The organism is Arthrobacter sp. NPDC056886, from assembly GCF_042788715.1.
GTDB lineage: Bacteria > Actinomycetota > Actinomycetes > Actinomycetales > Micrococcaceae > Arthrobacter.
Genome location: NZ_JBHUBT010000002.1, coordinates 143680 through 165266, shown reverse-complemented (window position 1 = coordinate 165266; position 21587 = coordinate 143680). Strand labels below are relative to the sequence as shown.

The following is a 21587-nucleotide window of genomic DNA, read 5'->3' as shown; positions in this document are numbered from 1 at the left end:
GGGGGACTGAGGTGGGGTTTAGGACTTTTCGCCGGCTTTCACGGCCAGCACCGGCCGGTCGGCCTGCAGGAGGATCCGCTGGGAGTGGCTCCCGAGGATGAACTTCCCCACCTGCGACCTCCGGCGGAGTCCGATGACGATCAGGGAAGCATCGATCTCGTCGGCGATGTCGATGAACTCATCAGTCAAGTCGTCTGTGTGGCCCGGTTGACGGATCGACGCCGCTACCCCGGCATCGTGGGCCCGCTTCAGCAGTGCGGCAACCTGGTCAGCGGAGGCGAGGGTGGCGTCTACCGGCGCGCCCTTGCGCGGCGAATTGAGGATGACGATGCTTTCGCTCCGCAGCTTGCCTTCGGCGATTCCCGTATCGAGGGCTGCCTCGCCTTCCGGGGTGGGCACGTAGCCGATCAGAATAGTCATACCGTTTCCTTTTCCTTTTCCGTGTGCGGTGCCGTGGTTTGTGACCGGTTGGCCCGTGCTTTCTTAACTGCCTTCTGCAGCAGGGGCAGAAGTACCACCAGCAGGAACAGGAGCAGGAGAACACCCGAGATGGGGCGGGTGACGAAGCCTGCCGGATCGCCGCCGAACAGGAGCAGGGAGCGCCGCAGGTTCTCTTCGAGCAAGGATCCGAGAACAAAGGCCAGCACCAGCGGGCCCGGCTCAAAGCCGAACTTCTTCATGAGGTAGCCGAGGACGCCGAAGGCGATGACCAGCCAGATATCGAAAATGCTGTTGTTGATCGTGTAGACACCGATCAGGGTGATGAGCACCGTGATCGGTGCCAGGATTGCGGCCCGGATCCGGAGGATTTTCACGAAGACGCCGACCAGCGGAATGCTCATGATCAGCAGCAGGATGTTTCCGATGTACATCGAGTTGACGACGCCCCAGAACAGCTCCGGATTGTCCGCCACGAGCTGCGGTCCGGGGGTGACGCCCTGGATCAGCAGCGCACCAAAGATGATCGCCATGGTGGCGTTGGCGGGAATGCCCAGGGTCAGGAGTGGGATGAAGGACGATGTAGCCGCGGCGTTGTTTGCACTTTCCGGTGCCGCGACCCCCTCCACTGCCCCGCGTCCGAACCGCTCGGGGTTCTTGGCGCGTTTCTTCTCCATGGCGTAGGCCGCCAGGGAGGCGATGGTGGCACCGCCGCCGGGCAGGATTCCCAGGAAGAATCCCAGCAGCGAGCCCCGGCCGATGGCTCCCGACGATTCCTTGAGGTCCTTTCGCGAGGGCCAAACGTTGGCCACTTTGGCGGGTGCCTGCACCTTGTTGTGGCGTTCCTCCAGGTTGTACAGGATTTCGCCGAGCCCGAAGATGCCCATGGCGATCGGCACGAAGTCCAGGCCGTCCGAGAGCGAGAGGCTGCCGAAGGTGAACCGCGATTCCCCTGTGAAGCCGTCCCGGCCCACAGTGGCCAGCAGCAGCCCGAGGGAAGCGGCGATGATCGATTTGATTTTGCTGCCGTTGCTGACCGTGGCGACCAGCAGGATGCCCAGCATGGCAAGGGCGGTGTACTCCGGCGGCCCGAAGCTGAGGGCGAAGCCGGCGACGATCGGTGCCAGGAGCGTCAATCCGATGATTGATACGGTGCCGCCGAAGAAGGACCCGATGGCCGCTATCCCGAGCGCCGTGCCCGCCCGGCCCTGTCGGGCAAGCGCGTAGCCGTCAAACACGGTGACCACAGAGGACGCTTCGCCTGGCAGCCTGAGCAGGACCGAAGTGATGGTGCCGCCATACTGTGCGCCGTAAAAGATGCCGGACAGCATGATGATCGCAGTCACGGGTTCGACGCCGTAGGTCAAGGGCAGGAGGATGGCGATGGTGGCCGCCGGGCCGAGGCCAGGGAGAACGCCGATGAGCATCCCGATGACGACGCCGATGAGGCAATACAGCAGGTTCGTGGGTTCCAGCACGACGCCGAATCCGTTGAGGACTGGTCCGAAAATGTCCATAATTTTCCCTAGAAAAGGTGGGGGATGGGCACGCTGAGTGCCACGACGAAGATCAGGTAGAAGGCGGCGGTGACGATTGCGCTCAGGAGGGTCGACATCCGCCACGTCTCCTTGCCAAGGAACCTGAGCCAGAAGAACGTGAGGAGCAGCGTGGGGATCTCAAAACCGGTCAGGCCGATGACGAGGACGAACCCGATCAGGGTCCCCACACCGGCAGCAACCTGCCAGCTGGAAGAAGAAAACGCCTCGGCATCCAGGGTCTTGCGCCCGAACAGCAGCAGTGCCACGGACAGAACCGCCATCACCAGGCTGATGATGAGGGGCCACATGCCCGCTTCCGGCCGTTCCGGGGTGCCGACGCCCATGGACAGCGACAGTGCTACGCCGGCAGCGCCGAGCAAAGCCGTCACCACACCGGCCGCCACATTGGCGAGGGGCCCGGCAGGCGGGGGGCGTTCCTCGTCCCATTCAGCGGCCAGTTGTTCGGCCGTCAGCGGCTCGACAGGATCGGCTTCCGTTGCTGGGTACCCGGTGCCGGATGCTGCGTGCGGGGTGGAGGTGCCCAGGGGAGCCTCCTGCTGGGAGCTTGACGTCACTTCCCGCCGCCCAGGTTCACGTCGTACTTCTGTGCAAGTTCCTTGAACTTCGCCGCATCCGCTGCCCAGTCCTTGGCGACCTGCGCTCCGTCGTTTTCCGCTGCTGTGAACAGGTTCTGCTTGTTGAACGCCTTGTATGCCTCGGAGGCGAAGGCGGTCTTGAAGGCTGCCCGCAGTTTCTCGAGCACCGGCTCCGGGGTGCCCTTCGGCGCCGCGACGGCCCTGAACTGCGAAACCGGAACGTCGTAGCCCGCTTCGATGGCCGTCGGAGTGTCGGCCAGGTACTGGTTCCGTTCCTTCGAGAAGACAACCACCGGGTTGAGCTTGCCCGCCTTGATCTGCGGCATCGCTTCGGCCAGCTGGATGGTCGCCACATCGACCTGGTTGCCCAAGAGAGCAGTCATGGCGGGAGCGCCGCCGTCGAACGGCACATCGGTGCCCTCGATTCCGGCCTGCTTGAACAGCAGGGCCTGGGCGAGCTGGCTACCCGTCCCGACGCCGGTGGTGGCAAAGTTGAACTTCTTGCCCGCCTTGGTGAGCTGCTCCATCGTCTTCATCCCGGAGCTGGCATTTGTGACCAGAACGTAGTCGTCCTGGGAAATCCCGGTGATGACCTCGTAGTCCTCGATCTTGACAGCCTCATCGGCCGACACGGCCAGCGGGGTGATGGCGAAGAGAGAGGCATTCAGGATGACGAGGGTCTGGCCATCCGCCTTGGCGCCGCCGACTTCCTTGGTGGCGAGTGCGCCGTTGGCGCCCGGCTTGTTGACCACCGGGATCGGTGCGCCCAGACCCGAGCTGGCGTTCTCGGCCAAGGCACGGCCGATCAGGTCCGTGCTGCCTCCGGGGGCCGCCCCGATGGTCAATGTGACCGGACCAGACGGGAACTTGCTGCCATCTGACGGCGCGCTGTTGCTTGCGACGTTGCCGCCACAGGCGGTCAGGGCCAGGGCGAGTGCGAGGCCGGTTCCCGCGCCGAGTACAGAGCGTCGGCTGAAGGTGGACTTGATCATGAAGATTCTCCTTTGAATGTTCGCTGCGAGGACGGAAGCCGGTCTCGGTGAGTTCCGTCACGTCGGCGGCTACCCCTGAACATTAGAGGTGGCTATTGATGCGTGTCCAAGACGATTAAGGCATAGCGTGATACTGTTTCGGCATTATGTATTCCCTGGACCAACTACGTGGCTTCGTCGCCGTCGCTGAGGAACTCCACTTTGGCCGCGCTGCCGTGCGGCTCAACATGACCCAGCCACCCCTGAGCCGGCAGATTCAAAAGCTCGAAAAGTCAATCGGCGTGCAGCTGTTCGAGCGTGACAATCGGGGCGTCGCGCTGACTGCAGCCGGCTCGGCTTTCCTCACGGATGCGGTCAAGCTGCTGGAGCTCGCCGAAGCTGCGCCAAGCATGGCCAGGAGGATTTCTCAGGGCTCGGCCGGCTTCGTCCGTATCGGCTTTACGGCGGCATCGACGTTCGGGCTGCTCGGGGCCCTGCTCAATGAAATCTCGGGGGCGCTTCCGGACGTCGATATCGACTTGCGGGAGATGGTGACCAAGGATCAGACTGCCGCCTTGATCAACGGCGAAATTGACCTCGGGCTTGCCCGCCCGCCCTTTGATGAGGATCTTTTCGATTCGCGACTGCTCTACCGGGAGCCGATCATGGTGGCGGTCCCTGTGGGGCACCGTTTCACCCGCCTGGACCGGCTCGTGAGCGTCGAGGACCTGCACGGCGAAGACCTGATCATGCATTCGCCCACCCAGGCGCGCTACTTCTATGACCTGGTGATCAGCCTGGTCTCATCCCACCCCACGTTTGTCCACACGGTCAGCCAGATTTTGACCATGATCTTCCTGGTTGCGGCCGGGCGAGGGATAGCCCTGGTCCCACAATCCTCAATGGCCCTCGGCATCGAGGGCGTGGAATACATTGAACTGGGTGGTTTCGAGACCGATCCGGTCGAACTGCATGCCATCTGGAGGCGGGAAGCCCGTAACCCGGCGCTGCACCGCGTGCTGGATCTGATCAGCGGGGCGGCCGACTAACTAGGCGGCGTTGGTGCCGTGGCCGGCATTGACGGCCGCTGCCACCAAGCGGTCGAAGCTGGCGGTGCCGTTCTCCGGAGGGACCACCGTGAAGACCGCCACCCATTTCTCCGGCGCATTCCGCTCCAGCGTTGAAGCCCGAGCCACATGCAGGTTCAATCCGGGCAAGCCGCCGACAAGGAGCGGAAGATGCTCGCCGCTCTTGGTCATGTGCCGGAATTGCTTGACCGACAGTTGGTCGCCACGGCTGCTCGTGACCTCGGCGAGGGTGTCATTCACCCTCTTGGTCAGCCCCTTCATGAAGCGCCTCTGGGCCGAGACCGTACGCACCGTGAGGAGCGCGGCGAAGAGGAAGGTAAACAAAACCATGGCGCCGAAACTCCTGAGAAAGGGCAGGAAGATCATCAGGAACAGGCACAGGATCAATCCGAAAATGCTGGACAGGATGAACTTCAGTACGGGGTTTTCGCCAGGTTTCTTTGACCAGCGGACAAGGGCGACGGTGTCCTTGCGGGGCTGATCGCGCCGTGAAATTTCCATAATTAGTACCCCTTCACTTCCATGAGCGCTTCGGCCAGGATGATTGCCTCGCGTGCTTCCTTGAGATCGGTGAGCAGCCCCGTATCGGGAATGGCTCCCGTGGCTACGGTGGTGCCGGCGAGTTCGGAAAAGATGCTGCTCAACTCTTGGCGGTCCTGTGAGAGCATCCGGGACGACGACAGTTTGATTTTGCCAAGCTCAAGCTCCAGCAGTGCCTTGTCGATGGCCTCGCGCCGGCCTTGCATGACGGCCAGCTTTTCGGTGACGCGCTCGACACGGCCGCGCAGCATCGATTCCATCTTTCCTGCCACGACGTGGAGCTCGCACAAAGCGGTGTAGGACTGCGGGGACCCGGAGTGCGCGGCGAGTTGTTCACTGACGTAATGCCGCCGTCGTTCCCATTTCCGGACCGCGGATTCATAGGGCCCCAACAGCAATGAGACCGCTGCCATCGCCTTGTCCAGCGAACCGGCCCGGGTGCTCAGGCTGGTTGTAGCGGCGTCCAGCCGCGACAGGAAAGCGTCGTAGTTGTCCTGCGGCTGGGCGCTATCGGTAGTCACGAGCCACTCGCGTGCGGTGTCGCGAATCCCCTCGCCGGAATTTGCCCCCGTCTCTCATGGCAAGAGGATAGAGGCTCCGGGCCCGATGGTATAGCCCGATGGCGTAGAAGACCGATTGGGAGCCACAGCACCCCGGGCCAAGGTCAACGACACCGAGCCCGATGAAACCGGGGGAAGCATGGGGTACGGGGCGTGGACTGCTTCCGGGTCATGGACTCCGGCGGCTTCGGGAAGGCGGCAGCGGGGTAGTATCCGGCGGCCTGCAGCATGTAGTTGGCCCACTGCGGGCCGGCGAGCATGTATCCGTCAATGGCCTTGTAGAACTTGCCGTTGACGGTGATGTTCTGGCCGGGCCGCTTCTGGCCGTGGAGGGTGTCGCCGAAGAAGGATGCGGTGGCGAGGCCGGAGGTGTAGCCGGCCACCCAGGTGGCGCCGTTGGTATTGGAGGTGCCCGTCTTGGCCGCGGTCGGAAACCGGTCCTGGACTTTGGGTTTGATGTACACGCCGGACCCGTGCTTGAGCACGTCCTGCAGCACGGAGTTCACACCGCGGGCGACCTCGGGCTTGATCGCACCATGGCAGGCGATGGTCTGGGCCGGCAGCTTCCGTCCTGCTGCGTCTGTTACTGCCGTGATCGCAATGGGTGAGCAGTATTTGCCGTCGTTGGCGAAGGTGGCAAACGCGTTGGCCAGATGGAGCGGCGCCACGCCGATGGCACCGAGCAGGTTGCCCAGCTGGTGCATGTTCACCGGGGCGTTGTCCACGCCGCTGTGGATCCCTGCGGCGTCCACCATCTTCTGGATGCCGCAGAAGTCCAGCTGGGCGGCCTCGGCGAAAGTTGCCGTGTTGATGGAGTTATACAGCCCGTAGTCCACGGGCATGCGGCGGTAGTATCCGGGGTCGTTGTTCTGCAGGTCATCCGCGGCGCCGAGGGCTCTCTGCGCCGTGCTGTAGGCGCCGAGGACCTTTCCACAGCTGGACTTCCAGGGGAAGCCCAGCGGATAGGTCCGCCGGGAGGCGTCCACCATGGCGGTCAGGGGTTTGCCCTCGTTGAGCCATTCGGCGAAGGTGAACGGTTTCATGGTGGACCCTGGCTGGAACCCGCCGGCACCGTTGAGGTCGTTGCCGTTCGCGTCCTTGGAATCGACGTTGAAGTTCAGCTGGGTATCGAATTTTCCGGGCGCCGGAAGAAAGACGGTGTTTTGAGCCATGGCCAGGATCTTGCCGGTTCCCGGTGCGATCGAGACCAGCGCGGCCCCCCATTTGTCCGGGTTGGCACCGGCTGTGGCATTGACCTGCGCCTGCGCGGCCAATTGGAGCCGGCTGTCCAGGGTGGTTCTGATGGTCAGGCCGCCGCGGAACAGTTTCCTCTCGCGCTCGGAAACATCTGCGCCGTAGGCCGGGTTGTTGAGGATGAGGTGGGAAACGTAGTCGCAGAAGTACGGTGCCATTTCGGCGCCGGCGCATCCCTGCATCCCGGGGGTGATCTTAAGGTCCACCGGGGCGGGGACGGCGGCATCATGCTGCGCCTTCGAGATAGCGCCGTCGCTGAGCATTCTGCCGAGCACCTGGTTGCGTCGCTGGACGGCGTTTTCCGGATGAAGTGCAGGATTGTAGAAGCTGGGGCTGTTCACGAGGCCGGCCAGCAGGGCAGCTTGCGGCAGCGTGAGGTCCTTGGCCGTGGTGTTGAAGAAGTAGCGGGCCGCGGCTTCAATGCCGTAGGCATCCCGGGCGAAGAACACGATGTTCAAGTACCCCTCAAGGATCTGGTCCTTGGTGAACCTCTTCTCCAGTTCGACGGCGAGCTTCATCTCGCGAATCTTGTCGGCCATGCTCTTTTGCCCGTTGAGGACAATCTGATCGCCCCTGTCCGCGGAGACGAGGGATTCATTGAGCACGTTGGTGACGTACTGCTGGGTCAGTGTGGAAGCGCCCTGCCTTCCGCCGCTGGTCAGGTTGGACACCAGCGCCCGGACAATCCCCTGGGGGTCGATGCCGGCGTGCTCGTAGAAGCGGCGGTCCTCGATCGCGACGATAGCGTCCTTGACGTAGGGGGACATCTGGTCGAGCCTGACCTTTACGCGGTTTTCCGCGAAGAAGGTGGCGATCGTTTTCCCGTCGGCGCTGAGCACCCTGGTCGATTCCGACGGCGGATCAACGGTCAGTTCCGATGGCAGGCCGTTGAACAATTTGATCGAATCGCTGACGGCGACGCCGGTCGCGGCCACGGTGGGCACCAAGAGGCTGGCGGCCAGCACGCCGCAGACGGCGCTTGCTGTCAAGAACCCGAATAGCCTCCAAAGGGTAGGGGCTAAAAGGGAGCGGGGTCGGTTCCTCGGCGCCATGTTCGCTGAACAGGCTACGTTAAGGAGTCGATGGCGACGGTGATCGCCAGGATGAGCGGGACGTCCTCGCCTTCCGCCACTTCGACGCCGTAGGACTCACGCACGCGGAACCACTTCTTGGAGATCGTGGCGACTGTGTGGCCGTCGCGCTCAATCTCGTATTCGTGGTCGACGATGTTGCCATGCGCCTTCATGTCGGCGCCGTCCTTCACGTCGATCGCGAAGCGGTCGCGGAGCCCGACCAGCGCCTTGTGGATCGTCGCGGCAGTGTCGTCGCCGCGCTCGACGGAGACCTTGTCCCGGATCGAGAGTTTGCGCTCCTGGATGTGCGCCACCTGGTTTCCCGAGGCGTCCTCAAGGACGAACGTGTCCCGGATGCGGGCCGCCTTGCCATTGACCTTGTAGGCGCGTCTGCCCTGGTCGTCTTCGATCCAGAAGTCGTCGCCAATCGACAGCAGCTTCTCGCGCATCTGAAACCGCTGAGCTGCGGGTTCGTCACGCCGGTGCCGTAATAGTCCCATGCCATGACCATACGGCCGCCTCGCGGGCCGGCGCCTCACCCGAACCGGATGGTCCGGGTGAGGCGCCGGGGAAGCACCAAGGGGTCAGCTGGCCGGGATCACCAGGCCCTTGAACTTGGTCTGGATGAAATCCTTCATGTCCTGCGAGGTCAGGATCTTGTACAGCTTCTGCACCCGCGGGTCATCCTTCATCTCGGCCTTCACGGCCAGAACGTTGTAGTAGGCGCTGTCCTTGCCCTCGACCAGCAGCTGCTTGTCGGCGCTCAGGCCGGCGGGAAGGGCAAATGCCAGTGTCACGATTGCCGCGTCCTTGTCATTGAGGGCCTGCGGCAGGCTGGCGTTTTCGATCTCCGTGAACTGGAGTTTCTTCGGGTTGGCCTTGATGTCCTTGAGCGTGATCGGGTTTTCACTGACGTCGATCAGTCCCTTGGACGCCAGCAGCTTCAGGGCGCGGGCCTCGTTGGTGGGGTCGTTGGGGATGGCCACCGAGGCGCCGTCGGGAAGGGACGCAAGGTTGGCCACCTCATTGGAGTACAGGGCCATCGGCGGCAGGTACACCTTGCCCACGCTGACCAGGCTCTTGCCGGAAGCCTTGTTGTACGTCTCCATGAAGGTGGTGTTCTGGAACAGGTTGGCGTCGATGTCGCCGTCGCTCACGGCCGCGTTGGGCGTGTTGTAGTCGCTGAATTCCTTGTACTCCACGGTGAGGCCCTGTTTGGGGGCGAGCTCCCGCTGGACTTGCTTCAGCATGTCGCCGGCGGGCACGGCGAGGGCACCGACCTTGATCGTCTCGGCTGCCCCGTTTTGGCTGGCGGAACTCGCGCCGCAGGCGGAGAGGGCGAGGATGGCGGCCGCGCCGGTGGCGGCGGCCTTCAGGATTTGTGCACGGAACATTGGAACTCTTTCGCAGAATGGGATGGGGTTTTGGGGCGGGGCGTTGCGGTTGTGGCTGGGGGCGGTGCGGGCGGTGGCTACCGGTGGGACAGGCGCCGCGCCGCGAAGTTGCCCAGCGACTGGAAGACCTGCACCAGCAGGACCAGAAGGATGACAACTCCGAACATGTATTCCGGGCTGTAACGCTGGTAGCCGTAGCGGAACGCGACATCCCCGAGGCCGCCGCCGCCCACTGCGCCCACCATGGCCGAGTAGCCGATGAGCCCGACCACCGTGGTGGACAGTCCGAGCGCCAGGGCCGGGACTGCCTCGGCAACCATGACCTTGGTCAGGATGGTCCACCGGCTGGCGCCCAGCGACTGGGCGGCTTCGACGAGTCCCACAGGCACTTCGCGGATGCCGATCTCCACCAGCCGGGCGAAAAAGGGAATGCCGGCGATGGTCAACGGGACAATCGCCGCGGTCGGTCCGATAAAGGATCCAACCAGCAGGCGGGTAAACGGAATGAGCAGGATCATGAGGATGATGAAGGGGACGGACCTCCCAATGTTCACCACGACGTCGAGCACGCGGTTGACAGTGAACCCGAGCGCCCGGCTGCCGAAGAGCTTCGCGAGCAGGCCGCCGGATTCGGTGGTCACAAGCAGGACGCCGGCGGCCAAGCCGAAAATAATCGTGAACAGCAGGCTCAGGCCCACGGTGTAAAACGTCTCACCCGCGCCCTTGAGGATCGTGTCCAGCAGGTCCGACCAAAAGTACGGGTCGTTGCGGTCGATCACTTCACTACCTCCACGAAGAGTCCTTGGGAACGGAGATCGGCCACGGCGGCGGCCACGGTCCGTTCATCACCGGGCAGCTCCAGCCGGGTGCGGCCTGTCTGGAGCCCGCGGACGGTTTCAACTGCAGCACCCAGGATTCCGACGTCGATGCCATGCTTGCGCGCCAGTTGGGCGATCACGGGCCGGTCGGTTCTGATTCCGCTGAAGGTGATGTCAACGATGGCGCTGGGCGTCTCCGGGATGTCTCCCATGGGGAACAGTGCCCGGCCCAACAGGGATTTTTCTGTCGTCAGCAGCTGTTCCACGGGCCCCTGCTCAAGGATCCGCCCCCCGCTCATGACGGCGGCGGAGTCGCAAATTCGCTTCACGACATCCATTTCGTGCGTGATGAGCAGCACTGTCAGCCCAAGGTCCTTGCTCAGTTTCCGAATGAGATCAAGAATCTGCCGGGTGGTCTCCGGATCCAGTGCTGAGGTTGCCTCGTCGCTGAGCAGAACTGAGGGGTTGGAGGCCAGCGCACGGGCAATGCCGACGCGCTGTTTCTGTCCGCCGGACAACTGTGCGGGGTAGGCGGAGGCCTTGCCGTGGAGGCCAACGAGTTCGAGGATCTCGAGAGCCCGGGTGCGCCTGGCTGCGCGCCCGGCGCCAGTGATCTCCAACGACAGTTCCACATTTGCCTGCACGGTCCTGCTGCTGAGCAGGTTGAAATGTTGGAAGATCATGCCAATGTTGTGGCGCGCTTCTCGCAGGGCTGCGCCGGACAGTGTGGTCATCTCGCGGCCATCGACCTTGACGCTCCCAGAATCCGGGAGCTCCAGGGAATTGATGGTGCGGATCAGCGTGCTCTTACCGGCGCCGCTCTGGCCAACGACGCCGAAGATCTCGCCGCGGGCGACGGACAGCGTGACGTCGTCGAGGGCCCGGACCGCAGTCGGCCCGGAGCCGTAGCTCTTCGAGACCTGGCTGACGGAAATCATGGATGTTGCTCCCTGTGGTGGCTGGAATCGTCACGGAAGCGCTCCGCAAAATTGGGTACGGACTTTCGTCCGCACCCATGCCTTAAATTTTGCCAACAAGGCGCTGGCGGCACAAAATCCGAATTTCCACTCTAGAAACATGCTCTTGCGCCAAGATAATTCATCCGATCCGGGAAGATCGCCTCGGAAGCAGCCGCCGGGTCCGGAAGTGCCCGGCGAATCGGGAACTCCACCGGCACCCATCACGTACTGAGAGATTCATCACACCGCGCTGGCCGCCCTGCGCCGCAGGGGCCTCAGCCGGTGCCGGATTGGCTCCAGCGCTGCTCGATCCGGCCAAATTTCCAGACGGCGAGCGCGATCAGCCAGATGACCACGAAGAGGCCGACGATGATGTACCCGACGTTTTCCAGCTCCAGCGAGCCGATGGTGGCCGCCGGCCCTGAATCGATTCCCAGCTTGTCTGCCACGAGCCCGAGCAGCACGATGACGCCGATCACCAGGGCCACTACCACCGAGAGCACCGTGACTGTGAGGTTGTAGAACACCTTGCGGACCGGCTTGAGGAATGCCCACCCGTACGCCCTGGACATGAACACGCCGTCGGCGGTGTCGACGATGCTCATCCCGGCGGCGAACAGCACGGGGAGGACCAGGATGGCGTACCAGGGCAAGGAGAAGGCCGCGGAACCCGCTGCGAGTAGGAGCAAGGCAATCTGGGACGCGGTGTCGAATCCCAGACCCATCAGCAGGCCGACCGGATAGACGTGCCATGGCTTGGCGATCCGGCGGATTGTTCCGCTAAGCAGTCGAGCCAGGAAGCCCCGGTTGCTGAGCTGATGCTCAAGCTCGGCCTCGTTCAGTTCGCCGGTGCGCATCCCGCGGAAGACCCGGACGATGCCAATCACCGAGACGAGGTTCACCAGCCCGATCAGGATAAGGAATGTTCCAGCGACGACGCTTCCCACCAGCCCGAGTGTCTGTATCAGGGCCGAGTCCTCGTTCTGCACGCTGCCGGCCATCGATCTCACGCCGAGGGCCAGGAGCAGTGCCGCGCCGAACACGACGGTCGAGTGGCCCAGCGAGAACCAGAAGCCCACCCCCAGCGCGGTCTTTCCCTCGCCGACCAGCTTGCGGGTGGTGTTGTCGATGACGGCGATGTGGTCGGCGTCGAACGCGTGCCGCACTCCCAACAGAAAGGCAGTAACGCCCAGCCCGACCCCGTACACACCGGAGCGGCCCAGGGCGAAGTTCTGCGGAGCCACGGCCAGCGTCAGCACACTCCAGCCGACCACATTGAGCAGGATGACGAAGCCGGTGATGCCCGCGAGATGGAACTTGTCCCGGCGTTCCCAGCGACTGCTTGTCGGTCGCTCCGGCTGCGCTACTGGCAACAAGTTGCTCATAGTTCGTAAGGGTAGGCGCGGGGGTCGCCGCTGCCAAGACCCCGTGGACTGTGCCCGGCGGGTTGCCGCAGGCTCTAACTTCGCGTGCGCGGCGGGGCCGCGACGCTCGGCCCTATCCGCCGGTGCGGCCGCCATGCAAGCATGGGGCTCACCGATCATGAACAGCACCCAATGATGAACAGCGAGGGGACTCGATGAAATCCAATGAACTGCTGCTGGACGCCTTCGGCCGGATCCACGAGACGGTGGCCGGCGCCCTGGCAGGGGTTGACGATGCCACGTTGCTCCGACGCCCCGCGGGCACTGGGAACTCGATGGCCTGGCTCATCTGGCACCTCGGCCGGGTCGAGGACGCGCAACTGGCTTCGGCCGCCGGCCTTGACCAGGTCTGGACCTCGCAGGGGTTTGCCGCCCGCTTCGACATGCCCCTTTCCAAGCGGGACACCGGCTACGGCCACACGAGCGGACAGGTCGACGCGGTGCAAGCGCCGCCGGAGCTGTTGCTCGAGTACTACGACGCTGTTCACCGGCAGACCGTGGAATTCCTGACGACCCTCGGCGACGACGACCTCGACCGCATCGTCGATACCCGCTGGGACCCGCCCGTCACGCTCGGGGTACGGCTGGTCAGCACGATTGCCGATTGCCTCCAGCACGTCGGGCAGGCGGCCTACGCGAGGGGCCTGAACCCGGAGCACGGGCACGGTTAGGCGGTTCCAGCCATGCACGCCGCCGACATCCGCCAGCTCTTCCCCGGGCTCAAGGACACCATCTATCTCAACACCGCGACCATGAATGTCGGCTGCGCCCCCGCCCGGGAGGCCTACGAACTGGCGGTCGAGCGCTGGTCTGCCGGCCGGTTCGACTGGCTGGAAGCCGAGCGGGCAGGGGAGGAGGCCCGCTCCATGTTCGCGGAGATCGTCGGCGCCACGGCCGGGGAGATCGCAATCGTTCCGGCGGTGAGCTCAGCCGCCGGGATCGTGGCCGCCAACCTGCCGCCCGCGAAGCACGGCGAGAACGTGGTGGTCGCCGAGAACGAATTCGTCTCGAACTACTATCCCTGGCTCCTGCTCCGCGAGCGCGGCTACGAAGTCCGCGCCGTGGCACCGGCTGGCGACGGCGTGACGGCCGAGGCGTTTGGGCAGGCCGCCGACGGCGGCACGCGCCTGATCGCCGTAAGCGCCGTTCATTCGGCCAACGGTTACCGGGCCGACCTGGCCGCGCTCGGCCGGGTCGCTGCCCGCTCCGGCGCCTGGTTCTTCGTCGACGCCTGCCAGGCGGCGGGCGCGGTGCCGCTGGACGTGGTGCGCGACGGCGTGGATTTCCTGGCCGCCGCCAGCCACAAGTTCCTGCTCGGCTCCCGGGGCATGGGCTACCTCTATGTCCGCAGCGGGCTGCTGGACCGCCTCCAGCCCGTCGGCCCGGGCTGGAAGGCCGCCCGCAACCCTGCCGGGAGCTTCTACGGACCGGCCATGGACCTCTCACCCACGGCCTCGAAGCTCGATGCCTCGTTGGCGTGGTTTCCCGCCCTGGCCGAGCGGGCGGCCCTCGGCATCTTCCGCCGGTTCGGCATCAGCGCCTTGCTCGAACGCAACGTCCGGCTCGCGCTTCGCCTGCAGGACGCCCTGGCGGCGGAGGGCTGCGACTTCCGGCCTTTCACCGAGCAGCACCGCTCGACCATCGTCTCCGTCGCCGTGAGAGACACCGAGGCGGTGGTGGCGCGGTTCCGCCAGGCCAACGTGGTGGCGTCGGTCCGCGAGGGTAGGATTCGGCTGGCCGTACACTTCTACAACCTGGAAGAAGAGCTCGACCGCGTGGCCCAGTTGATCGGACGCGGCTGAACGGGCACCCGACATCCCTCTCAGGGGGCTGGGCTGTGAGGCGCGCCTGTCCTAGTTCCTGTCGCTGCTGTAGGTTAGGCCGATCTGGCGCCTGACCTCGTCCAAGGCCTCCATGACCTGAACACTCTGCCGAGGCGGCAGGATGTCGTTGGCAGTGGCGCCCGCCGCAATGAGCCGCTCCATTTCCCGCGCCTGGTATTGCATTCCGCGGCCGGTGACGGGCTCTTCGAAGCGCTCGACGACGTTGCCGTCGGCGTCGTACCGCGTGAAGGCCGTGCGCTCGTACCAGACTGACGAGATCTCGATTCGGCCTTCGGTGCCGATAATCGAGGCCTGGTTCGGACCCGCTGTGTCCAGGGCGCAGTGCAGCACGGACTGCTGCCCGTCCCCGTACTCGAAAATCATGGCCGTCTGCCGGTCAACACCGGTTTTCGTCATGCTGGCTGCTGCCCGGATGCTGGCCGGCGCTCCGAAGACATCGAAGACGAAGGACACGGGGTAAATGCCCAGGTCCAGGAGCGCCCCGCCGCCCAGTGCAGGGTCATTGAGGCGGTGCGTCGGATCCTTGGGTAGATTCTGGTTGTGGTCCGCGATTACTGTCCGGACGTCGCCCAGCGCGCCGGATCGAATCACTTCACGGATTCGGACCATGTGCGGAAGATAGCGGGTCCACATGGCCTCCAGCGCGATCAGTCCCTTCGACTCGGCGAGCTCCACAATTTCCCGCGCCTGCCAGGCGTTCATGGTGAAGGGCTTTTCAACCAGCACGTGTTTGCCGGCGTTCAGGGCCAACAGCGCATTTTCGTGGTGGAACGGGTGCGGCGTCGAAATGTAGACAATATCCACCTTCGGGTCGGCCACGAGGTCCTCGTAGCTTCCATGGGACGTGGGGATCTGAAACCGGGCCGCGAAATCCCTAGCCGACGCCAGGTTTCGGGAGCCCACGGCCTGGACCAATGAGCCGTTGCCGATCAGGTCCGGCGTCTGCAGCCCGGCGATGAACCCTGTGCCGAGAATGCCCCACCTCGGAGCTGGCTGGGCGGGATCTGCGGTACCGGGTGTGGCGTGGTCTGACATTGCGGTGGGTTCCCTTCGGGGTGTGGTCACGAAAGCGTCGGGCTCCATTAGTTGCGCCGGCAGCTTCCCAGGACGTGTTCGTATCCTAAGCCCGAAATCTGTCGCTCACGGTGTGAGCGGGCCCCGGAGCACGCGCAGGGCAGCGTCGGCATCACCTTTAATGAGGGCGACATCTTCCAGGTTGGTTCGGCCCCAGAGGCCCAGGTACATGTCGCGCGCTGGGGCGGAGATCCATGCCACGGCCGGACCCGGGCCCAGTGTCCAGCCCGCGGTCCCGGGCACCTGGAAGGTGACGGCCTTGTCCGGGTGGGGCATCCGGCCCAGTCGCAGCTGGCGCGGCGCGAACATCGCCAGGACCTCGTCGACGCCGTCGAGCATGAAGTCGTCCCCCATGGCGGGGATCTGCTGGCCAAGCGCCTGGCAGGCGTCGCTGAGGTGGATGGAGTGTTCGTGGGCCTGGCGCCGAAGCCAGAACCCGGCGGTGTGCGGCGGCGGCCCGAAGTCCCAACAAGGTTTCTCGGGGTCAAGTGCCGTCATGGTCTCGAGAAAGGATTCCGTCCCCTCGAGGAACCAGGCCGCGGCGCCCTCGGCCGGCGGTGCCGGTTCTTTGACGAAGGCGCCCCCGCGAACCACGGCGGCGGCCCAGCGCTCGATCGAACCGAGATGCCCGAACAGTTGCTCGAGCGTCCAGCCAGGGCATGCCGGAACGGTGAGGGCTAGCCGGTCCTCCGGCTGCCGGGCGAGCGTGCCGAGATGGTCCAGGAAGCCGGCGAGCTCGGCCAGGTATCGATCGGGCGACATGGGATGAGCCTAACGCGACGAAGCAAAGATTCCGGCGCGCCGCGACCGCCTCCCAACGGGCCTGGCTTGTGCGCCTAAACTGCCTCGCATGCGTCCCACACGAGCGTCGCCGCAATGAGCGGATATCCGGCGTCGGCGCCGTTGACTGAGCGGTTTGCGGCTCAGTCCGTGATCGAGGAGCTGCTCGCAGTCCAGGAGCTCGTTCCGCCGCGTTCGCTGCTCAGGCGCGTGTTCGGTGCCAGTCCGCTGAGCGACGCCAGCTGGCCCTGGTACCGGGGTGCGCTGGGCGAGATCGCCGTGGGCAGGGTTCTGGCAAAGCTCGGGCCCGAATGGCTGGTGCTGCATGCCGTCCCCGTGGGCTCGGGCTGGGCGGACATCGATCATGTGCTGGTCGGTCCCGCCGGCGTCTTTACCCTCAACACCAAGAACCATGCGGGTCAATCAATTTGGGTAGCGGGGCAAACCCTGATGGTCTCAGGAAAGAAACTCCGCCACCTCTACAACTCCGCGCACGAGGGCGCCCGGGCCTCGAAACTGCTCAGCACCGCAGTGGGCGCCGCGGTCGACGTCACGGCGGTGGTGGTGATCGTGGAACCCAAGCGGCTGACGGTCAGGGAGAAGCCAGCGCAGGTGATTGTGCTGAGCGATCGGCAGCTCCTGGGCTTTCTGCAGCGGCGCAAACCTGTGCTGGACGCGGAACACGTCCAACGCGTCACTGCCGCTGCCGTGAATGCCAGGACCTGGCACACAAAGCCCGCTTTCCAAGGCAAACCGGATGAGCTCAAATCGAACTTCGCCGCCCTCCGGAGGCTGGTTGATCAGGCACGACGGCGCCGGGTTGCGTGGGCGCTTGGCGTTCCCGCCGCGGGCTTTTTGGTGGTGGCCACGGCCAGTCCGCTGGGTGCGGCAATCCTGCACGCAATGATGAACCGGTAGAGGAGACCCCTCCAGCGAAAGGCGCGCGCCGCCGTCGCTCAAAAAACTCGGGCCGGGACGCTGAGACGCTCCCGCACGCCCGCCTGAACCCCATGGGGGACGGCCCTGCCAGCCCGGCAATTCCCCATGCCCGCGCATTCCCCAGACCCTCACATTTCCGTTGGCTGGCACTTCCCCTGGCTGAGCGCATCGCCTAGTTGCGCACTTCCCTTAGCTGCCATGTGCGGCCCTTCCTCGCGACTGAAAATGATGCGCTCCGCGCCAGAACGAGGGGCCGCCTTCGCCCGGCATTTCCGGCGAAGCAAGTAGGCACTTGCGTGCGCCCAAGTAGCCGCCAAGTAGCCGCCGGAAGAAAACGCGAATCGCTCCCGAGAAGTCGAGTAGCAACCACTCGCGCGCTCGCCAAACCCCCGCTTTTAGGCTCCGAAGTACTGGGTTAATAAAGTCAATGTAGTGGTCAGAAACGGGTCTCAACCATGGGTGATCAAACAGAAACTTGGGTGTCGTCCGGCCATTTAAGTGGCCGTCAACGCGGTGGACGGATGGGAGGGCCGCCGCATCGCCGGAAGCATCGAGCGGCCCCAATCCGCGCAACTTGGGCCCGGCAACGCCCGTGGTCCCGAGGTGCCTGGGCGTCCCTGTTGTCAGCATCGCTCGCACTTGCCGGGCTGTCACTGACTGGGCCCGCCGTCGCGGACGTTGGGACCATCGCCTACGATTCACTGCGGTCTGGCTGGGACAAGGACGAGCCCGGGCTCTCGCCGTCGGCGGTCGCCTCCTCGAACTTCGGCAGGCTATTCTCCGCCAAAGTGGATGGGCAGGTGTACGCCCAGCCGCTCGTAGTCGGCAGTACCGTCATTGCGGCGACGGAAAACAATGCGGTCTACGGGCTGGACAGCGCCACGGGCGCTGCAAAGTGGACTCGCAAACTCGGGCCAGCGTGGCCGGCGTCGACGGTGGGCTGCGGTGACCTCACGCCCAATATCGGAGTCACGTCCACTCCCGTCTACGACCCGGCGACGAAGAGCGTCTACCTGCTCGCGAAGACGAATGACGGCGCAAATGCCAAGCTCCCGCACTGGTACATGCACGCCCTGGATGTGGTGACCGGTGCGGAGAAGCCCGGGTTCCCCGTCGTCATCCAGGGCGCGCCGACAAATGACCCCAGCCGCCCGTTCAACCCGATGACAGCGATGCAGCGTCCCGGGTTGCTGCTCTTGAACGGGGTCGTGTATGCGGGATTTGCCAGCCACTGCGACTACGCGCCGTTCGTCGGCTATGTGGTCGGCGTATCGACCGCCGGCCGGCAGACGACGATGTGGGCGACCGAATCGGGCAACGCCAACGCGGAGGGAGGTATCTGGCAATCCGGCGGAGGACTGGTGTCCGACGGTCCCGGTCAGATCCTGCTCACCACGGGGAACGGCATTTCCCCCAAACCAGGTCCGGGAACAAAACCGCCCTCCACTCTGGCAGAGGCGGTGGTCCGGCTCCGGGTCGGCAGTGACGGCAACCTGGCCCCCACCGACTTCTTCAGCCCAGCCAACAACGCGAAGCTGAACCTCAACGACGCCGATCTGGGAGCGGGTGCTCCCCTTGCAATCCCGGACGGCTACGGCACCGCTGCGCACCCGCACCTGCTGGCCCAAATCGGCAAGGACGGAACCATGTACCTGCTGGACCGGGACAACCTGGGCGGCATGGCGCAGGGGCCGGGCGGAACCGACGCCGTCCTGGACAAAGCCGGTCCATACAACGGCGTGTGGGGAAAGCCGGCATTCCTCGGGACCAGCACTGGTGGATACGTCTACGTCGTCGAGAGCAACGGGTACCTTCGCGCGTTCAAGCTCGTGCCGAGTGCTGCGGGCGGGGTCAGCCTCGCCGCCGTTGGGACGTCCACCGGCACGTTCGGATTCAGCTCGGGTACGCCGGTGGTGACGTCCTCCGGCACGGACGGGTCCTCGGCCTTGGTGTGGGTGGTCTACGTCAGCGGAGGTACGGGGGCCGGTGCGGAACTCCGCGCCTACCGTGCACTCCCGGACAGCACCGGGAACCTCAAGGAGGTGTTTAGCGCCCCCTTGGGTACCGGAGCCAAGTTCTCCTCGGTGGCCACCGACCGGGGCCGGGTATACGTCGGCACCAGGGACGGGCAGGTCATAGGCTTCGGCGCCCCGACAACGTCAGCGGTAGGGGCGACGAACACCGACCTGGGCACAGCCCCAGTGGGCTCTACTCGCACGGGAACCGTGACCATCACGGCGTCGCGGGCGGTGACGGTCAACACCATCACAGCCAATGCCCCGTTCGGTCTTGGATCAACGCTGACATTGCCTCGGACGCTGGCGAAAGGCGGCAGCATGACGGTCCCCGTGACGTTCTCGCCGGCGGTTGCGGGCCAGGCAGACGGCACGCTCACGGTCAAAACGGCCGACGGCGAGACCAACCTTCTCGGCGTCCACGGTGTCGGTACCAAGGACGGACTGGGCGCGACGCCGGCGACGGTGCAGTTCACGGACGTCCCAACAAAAACGGTCAGCCGGGGGACGGTCAATATCGTCAACACCGGCACGACCGTCGCCAAGATCACCGGAGTTACATTGCCGGCTAACGCACAGCTCAGCGTCGATCCCGCCACGGTGCCGGTCGTGGGGCGGACGGTCCAGCCACTCGCGTCGCTTGCCGTGTCCATTTTGTTCAGTCCCACGTCGGCTGGTCCGGTGACCGATGCCCTCGTCGTCGCCAGTGACCGCGGGAACGTGACTGTAAAGGTGGCAGCGACCGCCGTCTCCGGCGCGGCGCACCTGGAAATGCCGGGCGCGCTGGACTTTGGTGATGTCCCCGTCGGGACCTCAGTCACCCGGGCTTTCCAGATCACGAACACCGGCAACGTCCCCATGACCATCACAAAGGCGAAGGCGCCCCAGGGGGTCTTCTCCACAGACAGTCCCATCGCCGAGGGGTTGAAGATTCCTGCAGGTGAGTCTGCTTATCAGTCCGTGACGTTTACTCCGACGAAAGTGGGTCAGGCCGGAACTCTGGACACCTTCTACCTGATCACTGCGGACGACGGCCAGGGCGCGCTCAAGACGATGCTCACAGGGAAGGGCACGGACGACCCGATAGCTGCCTACGCGTGGAAGGTTGGTGCCGGCGACCCGAGGTCGGACCTTGGCCGGTCGCTGGCCCTGGAGTATGACGTGGCGGGCGGGAAGTGCCAGGACTACGTGCGAGGTGTGATCTGCTGGTCTCCCTCGACCGGGGCGCATGCGCTCCTGGGTGGGATCTACGGCCGTTATAAGGCCGCCGGCGGTGCCGCCGGTGCGCTCGGCTTCCCGACCACCGACGAGAAAGCTACCCCGGACGGGGTGGGGCGGTACGTCCACTTCTCCGGTTCGGGTGGGTCCTCAATTTATTGGACCCCGACCACCGGGGCGCACGATATCCAGGGCGAAATCCGCGCTAAATGGGCATCCCTAGGCTGGGAGGCAGGACCGCTGGGCTATCCGACCACCGACACGAAGAGCTCGCCGGACAAGATAGGGAAGTACAACCATTTCTCGGGTGTGGTTGGGCACTCGATCTATTGGTCGCCGAAGACGGGGGCGCACTGGATCAGCGGTGCGATCCGGACCAAGTGGGGGTCTCTGGGCTGGGAAACCGGGCCGCTGGGCTATCCGACCACCGACGAGAAGGCCTCGCCGGACAAGATAGGGAAGTTCAACCATTTCTCGGGTACGGTCGGGCACTCCATCTACTGGTCACCGAAGACGGGGGCGCACTGGATCAGCGGTGCGATCCGCACCGATTGGGGGTCCCAGGGCTGGGAAACCGGACCACTGGGCTATCCGACTACCGACGAGATGGCCACGCCGGACGGGGTGGGGCGGTACAACCACTTCTCCGGTGCGGTTGGGCACTCGATCTACTGGTCGCCGAAGACGGGGGCGCACTGGATCGCCGGCGCGATCCGATCCAGGTGGGCATCGCTTGGCTGGGAGAAAAGCCGACTGGGCTATCCGACTAGGGACGAGTACTCGGTTTCCGGCGGCCGGGCATCGGACTTTCAGCGCGGCCGCCTGACCTGGAGCTCGAGCACAAGGCAGGTCACTGGATAGCGGTTTCCGACGTCAATAGGGTCCGGAGCTTCCGGACCCTATTGGCGTCTGGACTTAATCGGCCTCGCCGCGGGCTGGGCGTGGTCGGCCTGGTCGCTGGTGGGGCTTGGACGGCCTGGTAGCGGGCGGGAGCGGCGAGGGCTGAAGATGGAGGCAGGCGGATTTCCGGCAATATTGCGGTTCATCATCGAGGTTCATCCTCG

General features: G+C 64.8%; 19 protein-coding genes. 5 read left to right on the top strand and 14 right to left on the bottom strand.

The features are described from left to right. Positions 1-18 precede the first annotated feature (18 nt). Genes ACFRJ8_RS03875 through ACFRJ8_RS03860 form a run of 4 tightly spaced genes read right to left on the bottom strand, consistent with a single transcriptional unit; the run spans position 19 to position 3564 of the window. Positions 19-420, bottom strand: a complete 402-nt coding sequence (locus ACFRJ8_RS03875) for a universal stress protein (protein ID WP_377984835.1) — start codon at positions 418-420, stop codon at positions 19-21. Further along, positions 417-1955 (bottom strand): tripartite tricarboxylate transporter permease, encoded by a 1539-nt coding sequence (locus ACFRJ8_RS03870; RefSeq protein WP_377984834.1) that lies wholly within the window; start codon positions 1953-1955, stop codon positions 417-419. The genes ACFRJ8_RS03875 and ACFRJ8_RS03870 overlap by 4 nt, the downstream gene beginning before the upstream one ends. A gap of 8 nt (positions 1956-1963) precedes the next feature. Further along, positions 1964-2551 carry a tripartite tricarboxylate transporter TctB family protein gene (locus ACFRJ8_RS03865; RefSeq protein ID WP_377984833.1) on the bottom strand — a complete coding sequence of 196 codons (588 nt, stop codon included), beginning with the start codon at positions 2549-2551 and terminating at the stop codon, positions 1964-1966. Further along, positions 2548-3564: a tripartite tricarboxylate transporter substrate binding protein gene (locus tag ACFRJ8_RS03860; RefSeq protein ID WP_377984832.1), complete on the bottom strand. Its 1017-nt coding sequence runs from the start codon at positions 3562-3564 to the stop codon at positions 2548-2550. Before ACFRJ8_RS03860 ends, ACFRJ8_RS03865 begins: the two co-directional genes overlap by 4 nt. A gap of 146 nt (positions 3565-3710) precedes the next feature. Between ACFRJ8_RS03860 and ACFRJ8_RS03855 the strand changes: the two genes are divergently transcribed. Next, the gene (locus tag ACFRJ8_RS03855) at positions 3711-4592 is read left to right on the top strand and encodes a LysR family transcriptional regulator (protein ID WP_377984831.1); all 882 of its coding nucleotides are present in this window, start codon (positions 3711-3713) and stop codon (positions 4590-4592) included. Here ACFRJ8_RS03855 and ACFRJ8_RS03850 read toward each other — a convergent pair whose 3' ends face one another. The 8 genes from ACFRJ8_RS03850 to ACFRJ8_RS03815 all read right to left on the bottom strand — a co-directional run bounded on the left by ACFRJ8_RS03850 (position 4593) and on the right by ACFRJ8_RS03815 (position 12614). Next, complete coding sequence (locus ACFRJ8_RS03850; RefSeq protein ID WP_377984830.1) at positions 4593-5132, bottom strand: hypothetical protein; 540 nt, start codon at positions 5130-5132, stop codon at positions 4593-4595. A 2-nt stretch (positions 5133-5134) separates the two neighbouring features. Then, positions 5135-5692, bottom strand: a complete 558-nt coding sequence (locus tag ACFRJ8_RS03845) for a hypothetical protein (RefSeq protein WP_377984829.1) — start codon at positions 5690-5692, stop codon at positions 5135-5137. 143 nt (positions 5693-5835) lie between these two features. Further along, complete coding sequence (locus ACFRJ8_RS03840) at positions 5836-8037, bottom strand: transglycosylase domain-containing protein (RefSeq protein WP_377984828.1); 2202 nt, start codon at positions 8035-8037, stop codon at positions 5836-5838. Positions 8038-8051: 14 nt separating this feature from the next. Beyond that, complete coding sequence (locus tag ACFRJ8_RS03835) at positions 8052-8558, bottom strand: LURP-one-related/scramblase family protein (protein ID WP_377984827.1); 507 nt, start codon at positions 8556-8558, stop codon at positions 8052-8054. Positions 8559-8642: 84 nt separating this feature from the next. Further along, on the bottom strand, positions 8643-9452 hold the full coding sequence (locus ACFRJ8_RS03830) for a MetQ/NlpA family ABC transporter substrate-binding protein (RefSeq protein ID WP_377984826.1): 810 nt from the start codon (positions 9450-9452) through the stop codon (positions 8643-8645). Positions 9453-9529: 77 nt separating this feature from the next. Continuing rightward, positions 9530-10231, bottom strand: a complete 702-nt coding sequence (locus tag ACFRJ8_RS03825) for a methionine ABC transporter permease (RefSeq protein ID WP_377984825.1) — start codon at positions 10229-10231, stop codon at positions 9530-9532. Next, entirely contained in the window at positions 10228-11208 is a 981-nt protein-coding gene (locus ACFRJ8_RS03820; RefSeq protein WP_377984824.1) for a methionine ABC transporter ATP-binding protein, read from the bottom strand. The genes ACFRJ8_RS03825 and ACFRJ8_RS03820 overlap by 4 nt, the downstream gene beginning before the upstream one ends. A gap of 296 nt (positions 11209-11504) precedes the next feature. Further along, positions 11505-12614 (bottom strand): HoxN/HupN/NixA family nickel/cobalt transporter, encoded by a 1110-nt coding sequence (locus tag ACFRJ8_RS03815; protein WP_377984823.1) that lies wholly within the window; start codon positions 12612-12614, stop codon positions 11505-11507. A 194-nt stretch (positions 12615-12808) separates the two neighbouring features. Here ACFRJ8_RS03815 and ACFRJ8_RS03810 point away from each other — a divergent pair, with 194 nt between their 5' ends. Together ACFRJ8_RS03810 and ACFRJ8_RS03805 are read left to right on the top strand one after the other, a co-directional pair. Then, the gene (locus tag ACFRJ8_RS03810; protein ID WP_377984822.1) at positions 12809-13324 is read left to right on the top strand and encodes a DUF664 domain-containing protein; all 516 of its coding nucleotides are present in this window, start codon (positions 12809-12811) and stop codon (positions 13322-13324) included. Positions 13325-13336: 12 nt separating this feature from the next. Then, complete coding sequence (locus ACFRJ8_RS03805; protein ID WP_377984821.1) at positions 13337-14455, top strand: aminotransferase class V-fold PLP-dependent enzyme; 1119 nt, start codon at positions 13337-13339, stop codon at positions 14453-14455. A 51-nt stretch (positions 14456-14506) separates the two neighbouring features. On the opposite strand, the gene ACFRJ8_RS03800 is transcribed toward ACFRJ8_RS03805, so the two are convergent. Together ACFRJ8_RS03800 and ACFRJ8_RS03795 are read right to left on the bottom strand one after the other, a co-directional pair. Next, entirely contained in the window at positions 14507-15532 is a 1026-nt protein-coding gene (locus tag ACFRJ8_RS03800; RefSeq protein WP_377984820.1) for a Gfo/Idh/MocA family protein, read from the bottom strand. 105 nt (positions 15533-15637) lie between these two features. Beyond that, positions 15638-16333 (bottom strand): maleylpyruvate isomerase family mycothiol-dependent enzyme, encoded by a 696-nt coding sequence (locus ACFRJ8_RS03795; protein WP_377984819.1) that lies wholly within the window; start codon positions 16331-16333, stop codon positions 15638-15640. A gap of 114 nt (positions 16334-16447) precedes the next feature. On the opposite strand from ACFRJ8_RS03795, the gene ACFRJ8_RS03790 reads away from it, so the two are divergent. Together ACFRJ8_RS03790 and ACFRJ8_RS03785 are read left to right on the top strand one after the other, a co-directional pair. After that, a complete protein-coding gene (locus ACFRJ8_RS03790) occupies positions 16448-17269 on the top strand; it encodes a nuclease-related domain-containing protein (protein ID WP_377984818.1) in 822 nt (273 codons plus the stop codon). 641 nt (positions 17270-17910) lie between these two features. After that, the gene (locus ACFRJ8_RS03785; RefSeq protein ID WP_377984817.1) at positions 17911-21384 is read left to right on the top strand and encodes a choice-of-anchor D domain-containing protein; all 3474 of its coding nucleotides are present in this window, start codon (positions 17911-17913) and stop codon (positions 21382-21384) included. Positions 21385-21587: the final 203 nt, after the last annotated feature.

Coding starts and splice junctions, on each gene's coding strand:
- ACFRJ8_RS03800 (WP_377984820.1), bottom strand. CDS start 15,532: ATGTCAGACCACGCCACACCCGGTACCGCAGATCCCGCCCAGCCAGCT.
- ACFRJ8_RS03810 (WP_377984822.1), top strand. CDS start 12,809: ATGAAATCCAATGAACTGCTGCTGGACGCCTTCGGCCGGATCCACGAG.
- ACFRJ8_RS03820 (WP_377984824.1), bottom strand. CDS start 11,208: ATGATTTCCGTCAGCCAGGTCTCGAAGAGCTACGGCTCCGGGCCGACT.
- ACFRJ8_RS03870 (WP_377984834.1), bottom strand. CDS start 1,955: ATGGACATTTTCGGACCAGTCCTCAACGGATTCGGCGTCGTGCTGGAA.
- ACFRJ8_RS03875 (WP_377984835.1), bottom strand. CDS start 420: ATGACTATTCTGATCGGCTACGTGCCCACCCCGGAAGGCGAGGCAGCC.
- ACFRJ8_RS03830 (WP_377984826.1), bottom strand. CDS start 9,452: ATGTTCCGTGCACAAATCCTGAAGGCCGCCGCCACCGGCGCGGCCGCC.
- ACFRJ8_RS03860 (WP_377984832.1), bottom strand. CDS start 3,564: ATGATCAAGTCCACCTTCAGCCGACGCTCTGTACTCGGCGCGGGAACC.
- ACFRJ8_RS03805 (WP_377984821.1), top strand. CDS start 13,337: ATGCACGCCGCCGACATCCGCCAGCTCTTCCCCGGGCTCAAGGACACC.
- ACFRJ8_RS03855 (WP_377984831.1), top strand. CDS start 3,711: ATGTATTCCCTGGACCAACTACGTGGCTTCGTCGCCGTCGCTGAGGAA.
- ACFRJ8_RS03790 (WP_377984818.1), top strand. CDS start 16,448: ATGAGCGGATATCCGGCGTCGGCGCCGTTGACTGAGCGGTTTGCGGCT.
- ACFRJ8_RS03815 (WP_377984823.1), bottom strand. CDS start 12,614: ATGAGCAACTTGTTGCCAGTAGCGCAGCCGGAGCGACCGACAAGCAGT.
- ACFRJ8_RS03840 (WP_377984828.1), bottom strand. CDS start 8,037: ATGGCGCCGAGGAACCGACCCCGCTCCCTTTTAGCCCCTACCCTTTGG.
- ACFRJ8_RS03795 (WP_377984819.1), bottom strand. CDS start 16,333: ATGTCGCCCGATCGATACCTGGCCGAGCTCGCCGGCTTCCTGGACCAT.
- ACFRJ8_RS03835 (WP_377984827.1), bottom strand. CDS start 8,558: ATGGGACTATTACGGCACCGGCGTGACGAACCCGCAGCTCAGCGGTTT.
- ACFRJ8_RS03850 (WP_377984830.1), bottom strand. CDS start 5,132: ATGGAAATTTCACGGCGCGATCAGCCCCGCAAGGACACCGTCGCCCTT.